The organism is Collimonas sp., assembly GCF_035566555.1.
Taxonomy (GTDB): domain Bacteria; phylum Pseudomonadota; class Gammaproteobacteria; order Burkholderiales; family Burkholderiaceae_D; genus Collimonas.
On the sequence record NZ_DATMRB010000050.1, the window covers coordinates 25935 to 32252 of the forward strand.

A 6318-nucleotide genomic window follows, 5' to 3' on the forward strand; every position below is an offset into this window, starting at 1 on the left:
TCATGGCGCTAGCGGCTTCAGGTCTCCCAACAAGGTCGGCACCAGCTCAGACACCGTCGGATGGATATGCATCGCACGCTGGATGGTGGTGTATGGCGCGCCGCTGTACATGACATCCAGCAGCGAATGGATCACTTCATCGCCTTCGATGCCGAGCAGCATGGCGCCAAGAATCTTCTTCGTTTCCGCATCCACCAGCACGCTCATGTATCCCTGGGTCTCGCTGCGTTCGCGGGCGCGCCCTACCCTTGCCATCTGCATCGTGCCGACCAGCGCCGGGCGGCCGCTGGCGCGGACTTCGCGCTCGGTCATGCCGATCCTGGCAAGCGGTGGATCGATGAATAGGGCATATGCCTGGATGCGGTCGGCGACGCTGCGCTTGTCGTTGTCGAACAAATTGGCGGCGACGATTTCATAGTCGTTGTAGGAAGTATGGGTAAATGCGCCGCGGCCATTGACGTCGCCCAGCGCCCATACGCCCTCTATATTTGTGCGCAACTGCTCGTCCACCACGATATAGCCGCGGGCGTCGGTCTTGATGCCGGCCTTGTCGAGGCCAAGGTCGCCGGTGTTGGGGAGCCGTCCCACCGCCAGCAACAGATGCGAGCCGGAGATTTGGTACGGAGCATCGTTATCGTCAATATCCAGCAACACTGCGTCGCCGCGCTTCTCCACGCGCTGGATCTTGGCGCCCAGCCGGATCTGGATGCCTTCGCCTTCCAGTATCTCCCGGACCGTCGCCGACACTTTTTCGTCTTCGCGTCCGATCAGGCGCGGGCCACCTTCCAGCACAGTGACTTCGCTGCCGAAACGGCGATACATCTGGGCGAATTCCAGGCCGATGTAACTGCCGCCGACGATCAGCAAGCGCGGCGGCAGGAAATCCACATCCATCATGCTGGAGTTGGTGAGGAAATCGATATCCTTCAGCCCGGCCAGATCGGGCACGGTAGCGCGGCCGCCGACGTTGATGAAAATCTCCCCGGCTTCCAGCAGTTCGCCATTGACCATGACGCCATGCGCACTCTCGAAGCGGGCATGGCCTTCGATCACCGTCAGATTGGGCGTGCTCCTGAGCCAGCCGGCGACGCCCTGGCTGGACTGGCTGACCACCAGGTCCTTGCGCGCCTTGACGCGCGCCATGTCGACCAGGATCGGACTGTCGAGCATGACGCCGAATTCGGCGGCGCGGCGCGCCATGTGCGCCACGCGGGCGCTGGCGATCAGGGTCTTGGTCGGTATGCAGCCGGTATTGACGCAAGTGCCGCCAAAATTCTTGCGTTCGATGATGGCGGTCTTGCGACCGGCTTGCGCCAGCCGTACCGCAAGAGAAGGACCGGATTGCCCGGTACCGATGACGATGGCATCGTAGCGCTGGTTCATGGTGTTCTCCGTCCGCAGGTTGAGGCAACTCGGATTGCAGCTCGATAGCGCTGATCATACCAGTCCTGGATCCAGTGCCGCTGGCGAGGCCAGTGACGCAAAAACCACAGGTCTGGCCAGCATGTGCTGCACGTCATTCTCCTGTAACGGCAACAGGCTAGTCTCTCGCACGTCGCCATTTCCCCTCTCCTGTTTCCTTGCAAAGGTTTTTGATGAACAAGCATTCGTATCCGGCGCTGCGCCGTAAATCTTCCCGCGTTGCATTCGCCGTTTCCGCCCTGTGCGTCCTGGCAGCCAGCGGCCACGCCTGCGCCCAAGATGTCGTGCCGACAACTACGGCTGCTACTGATAGCGCTACCGCAAGCGAGCAGATGACCACCGTTGAGATCTCGACCCGCAAGACGCGTTCCACGGTATCCATGAGCGGCAACGAAATCCAGAAGATCCTGCCGGGCGTCAATCCGCTGAAAGCACTGGAAACACTGCCGGGCGTCAGTTTCCAGACCGCCGATCCGTGGGGTAACAATGAACAGAACCTGTCGCTCTTCGTACATGGCTTCAACGGCCAGCAGCTGGGCTACACCATGGACGGCGTGCCGCTCGGCGACCAGCAGTACGGCAACTACAACGGCTTGTCGCCGCAGCGCGCGGTCACCAGCGAGAATGTGCGCAGCGTGGTGCTGGCCACCGGCGCCGGCGACCTCGGCACGGCGTCGACCAGCAACCTGGGCGGCGCCATCGAAACCTTTTCCAGCGATCCGCTGGCCAAGTTCAACGTCAACGTGCAGCAGACCGTGGGCAGCCACAACACTTCGCGCACCTTTATCCGCGTCGATACCGGCGAATTTGGCGACGGCAACAGCGCCTATTTTTCCGGCCTGCATCACGAAGCCCGGGCCTGGGATTTCAACGGCCGCCAGAGCAACGACCAGTTCAATGCCAAGTTTGTGCACGACGGCAGCGCCGGCAGGCTGACTCTGTTTGCTGATTATTCCGACAAGACCGAGCCGAACGAAGACTCAACGGTACACGTCGCTGGTGAAAAGAGCGCGCCCTACACTCGTTCCTTCCTGTATCCGGATTTTGCCGGCGCGCTGGCTTATCTGTCGCCGACCGGCGCCACCCCGGCCGCGGACGGCAGCAATTATCACAACTACTACAGCGATGCGCAGCGCACGGATTTTCTGACTTACGCCAAGTACGAGGCCAACCTCAGCGCCAACCTGAGCTGGACCAACCAGGTCTACTTCCATCATGACGACGGCGTCGGCGTGGTCGCGGGACCGATCGGCGCGGCCGGTTTGCCTGCCTTGTTTGCTGTGTATTACCCCAACCAGAATCTGAAGCAGATCTTCGGCAATTCCGGTTATGCCACCCGCACCACGGAATATACGATCAACCGCAACGGCTATATTTCGACGCTGCACTGGGATGTCGGCAACCATCAGCTGGAGACAGGATTCTGGCTGGAACACAACCGCTCCGAGGCTTACCGCCGCTGGTACGGACTGGATGTCAATGATCCGAGTTCGCCCTACACGCGCCCGTCCGATCCGCTGATCACCCAGTACGGCAGCGGCATCGACAACAAGGTTGTCCAGTTCCACCTGCAGGATGAATGGAAGCTGCGTCCAGGCCTGGCGCTGCAAGCCGGCTTCAAGTCCAGCCTGCAATTCGCGGATGGCCAGTTCCCGGTGCAGGAAGCGCCGGCGGCCATTGGCAGCGGTTCGCAAGCCTTGCCGGTCGGCGAAATTGTCACCAAGAGCTGGTTCCTGCCGGGCGCCGGCGTGCGCTGGGATCTGTCGAAACAAGACCAGGTGTTCGCCAATATCCAGAAAAACATGCGCCAATTCGTTACCTACGGCGCCGGCGGCGCCTCGCCGTGGAGCCTGGCCAGTCAGCAAGCCTTCGATCTCTTCAAAAACACCGCCAAGCCGGAAACCTCGGTGACCTACGAGCTTGGCCTGCGCGATACGCGCCAGCTGGACTGGGGCGTCGTCAAGGCCTTCGATGGCCAGATCGATCTCTACCATGTCGATTTCAGCAATCGCTTGCTATCGATCAGCCCGACGCCGGTGATCAGCTCCATCGTCGGCGGCACTGCCATCCTGGCCAACGTCGGCAGCGTCAAGACCGATGGCGTCGACCTCGCCGGCACCTTGCATTTCGGCCATGGCGTTTCCTTCTATGACGCGGTTTCCTACAATCACTCCCAGTATCAGGACAACTATACGTCGGGCAGCAGCGTGGTGCAGACCGCCGGCAAGACTGTGCCGGGCGCGCCGACCTGGATGAACAAGTTTGTCGGCACGGCCACCGTTGGCGGCGTCGAGGCCCAGCTGATCGGCGATTTCGTCGGCAAACGCTACGCAACTTATACCAATGACCTGCATGTCTCCAGCTACTTCCTGATGGGCTTGAATCTGGCGGGCAAATTGCCCTACATGGGCAGCTTGCTGAAAAATCCGCGCTGGAACTTCAACGTCACCAACCTGGCCAACCGCCAGGGCCCGCTGGAAGTCGTGGTCGGCGCCGCCAGCGGCACCTATAACACCTATCCGATCCCGCCGCGCCAAGGCTTCCTGACACTGAAGGCGGATTTCTCCTGACGTCTTTGTCCTGAAATCGAACTGGCGTTCCCAGCATCTGCGCCGTCAATCACGGCGCAGACCGCATCAGACCCGATCCGCTGCGGCCGGCCCAGCCGCAGCATGGTGCCGGCTGAGCTGCGGATAGCGCGCACCCTGGCGTCAAAATATTTCAATATAGCAACCCAGGCGTTGCGCTTACGGCGCTGGCAGCCGCGCGCCGGCATTGCTTCGCAGGCCACGCTCGCCTTGCCCGCGGCGGGTATTTTAGGATAGGCTTGTCTCCTTCCCTTCTCCTTAAGTACAAAGAAAAAACGCCCACTATGGATATGCCATCCCACCAGCTCACCATGACCATCCTGATGTCGCCCGACATGGCCAATTTTTCCGGCAACGTGCATGGCGGCGCCATCCTGAAGCTGCTCGACCAGGTGGCTTATGCCTGCGCCAGCCGCTATGCGGCGCAATACGTGGTGACCTTGAGCGTGGACCAGGTGACTTTCCGCCAGCCCATCCACGTCGGCGAGCTGGTCAGTTTCCTGGCCAGCGTCAACCACACCGGCACTTCGTCGATGGAAGTCGGCATCAAGGTGGTGGCCGAGGATATCCGCACCCAAGTGGTGCGCCACGTCAACAGCTGCTTTTTCACGATGGTGGCGGTGGACCACGAGCGGCGGCCGATTGCCGTGCCGCCGCTGCGGCCGTTCAGCGCCGAGGAAAAGCGGCGCTTTGAAGACGCTGTCCTGCGCAAACAGCTGCGGCAGGAACTGGCGCGGCGCTTCGAAGAGGTCAAATCGACCTGATCCTGGCGCTCAGTCGAACTGCCTTGCCAGTTTCTCCGGCAACGGAACATTCAGCCATTTCTTGACGATGGCGTTCAATTCATCATTCTTCTTGGCCTTTGTCAGCGCGCCGTTGACTGCCGCCATCAACGCCGGCTGCTCCTTGAGCAGGCCGGCATAACAAGCGGATTCCTGGATGATGTACTTCATCTGCGGCTTGTTGCTGGCCGCCTTGGCGGCCAGTGCAACCGCCACAAAATCCCCGGTGCCGACCAGTTGCACCTGGCCCGCCAGATAAGCCGAGATCATGCCGTTATTGTCTTCATAGCGCTTGATGGTGGCGGTCGGCGGAGCCGTTTCGCTCAGCTGGCTGTCCTGGAATGTGCCGCGCGCCACGCCGATGGTTTTACCGGCCAGGTCGGCCGGGCCGGCGACCTTGATGGCGGCCGGGCCGAAAACGCTGTTGTTATAGGGCGAGTACGGCTGCGAAAAGGCGATGACTTTTTCCCGTTCGGCGTTCTTGCCCAGGGTTGAAATCACCAGGTCCGCCTTGCCGGTCTGCAGATAGGCGATACGGTTGGCGCTGGTGACCGGCACCAGTTCCGGCTTCAGACCCATGTTCCTGGCGATCAGCCGAGCGACGTCGATATCCAGTCCTTGCAGCGCCAGGTCCGGCGTGACGGATCCGAATGGTGCAAAATCCTGCGGCACGGCAATGCGCAGGATGCCGCGTTTCTGGATATCGCTCAGACTGTCGGCATGGGCGCTCTGCATGCCCAGGATGAACAGATTGAGGGTTAGCAGAAACAGGAGTTTTACAATTCTCATCAGATTCCCCTGGTTGAAGAGGTGTGCGTAAGGCTAGCCCCATGGCCTTATCCATCGGACTGCCGGCTGTCATGCCATCTTACGCAATAAATATGCCACGAGCCGGCTCCGGCCGAGGCGCTCAGGCTCAGGCCCAGTCCCATACGATCACGCGCCATTCCGAAGCGTCGGCATTCTCATTAGCGATTTCCCTGAAGCCGACCCGCTGGTGCGCCCGCATGGAGCGCGCGTTGTGTACCGACACCTCGGTCACCACGAAATCATAATCGGCGCGCATCTGCATCCTGAGCGTCTCGTACAGCTTCCTGAAAATGCCCATGCCGCGGAATGCCTGGCCGACGCAGATCTGTCCCATGACGAAGTAGCGGTTTTCCCGCATCGGCATGCCCTTGAAGACGGCTGCCTCGGCATCCCGGAACATGGTCTCGAGAAATGGAAACGAGGCGCGGCTTTCCGTCAGCATGACCAGGGCATAGCCGATGACGGCATCGCCGGATTTCGCCACGACATGGCGGTAGCCGCCCCGCATCAGCTGCAATTCGCGGACAGTATATTCCATGGTCACGAAGCCCTCGGTATCGCGCTCATCCGCCGCCACCGCATCCAGCCGGTTCAGGCGCTGCAGCGCGACGATCTGTTCCAGCTCGCCTACCTTCTCGCTCAATTCCAGAGTGATCATGCTGCTCTCCGTCCGGCCGCTTCCATGGCGATGCGGCGCGGATTCCGATTAGTCATCC

General features: G+C 60.9%; 5 protein-coding genes. 2 read left to right on the top strand and 3 right to left on the bottom strand.

Going from position 1 to position 6318, the window contains the following annotated elements:
* Window positions 1-1383 (bottom strand): FAD-containing oxidoreductase, encoded by a 1383-nt coding sequence (locus tag VNZ65_RS07910; protein ID WP_325667748.1) that lies wholly within the window; start codon window positions 1381-1383, stop codon window positions 1-3.
* Between the two features lie 212 nt (window positions 1384-1595).
* Between VNZ65_RS07910 and VNZ65_RS07915 the strand changes: the two genes are divergently transcribed.
* Complete coding sequence (locus VNZ65_RS07915) at window positions 1596-3992, top strand: TonB-dependent receptor (RefSeq protein ID WP_325667750.1); 2397 nt, start codon at window positions 1596-1598, stop codon at window positions 3990-3992.
* Between the two features lie 302 nt (window positions 3993-4294).
* Window positions 4295-4774, top strand: coding sequence for an acyl-CoA thioesterase (locus VNZ65_RS07920; protein ID WP_061940730.1), 480 nt, complete (start codon window positions 4295-4297; stop codon window positions 4772-4774).
* A gap of 9 nt (window positions 4775-4783) precedes the next feature.
* Here the strand turns inward: VNZ65_RS07920 and VNZ65_RS07925 are convergent, their stop codons facing one another.
* Together VNZ65_RS07925 and VNZ65_RS07930 are read right to left on the bottom strand one after the other, a co-directional pair.
* Window positions 4784-5581, bottom strand: coding sequence for a transporter substrate-binding domain-containing protein (locus VNZ65_RS07925; RefSeq protein ID WP_325667754.1), 798 nt, complete (start codon window positions 5579-5581; stop codon window positions 4784-4786).
* A 127-nt stretch (window positions 5582-5708) separates the two neighbouring features.
* Entirely contained in the window at window positions 5709-6260 is a 552-nt protein-coding gene (locus tag VNZ65_RS07930) for a GNAT family N-acetyltransferase (protein ID WP_325667756.1), read from the bottom strand.
* Between the last annotated feature and the right edge of the window lie 58 nt (window positions 6261-6318).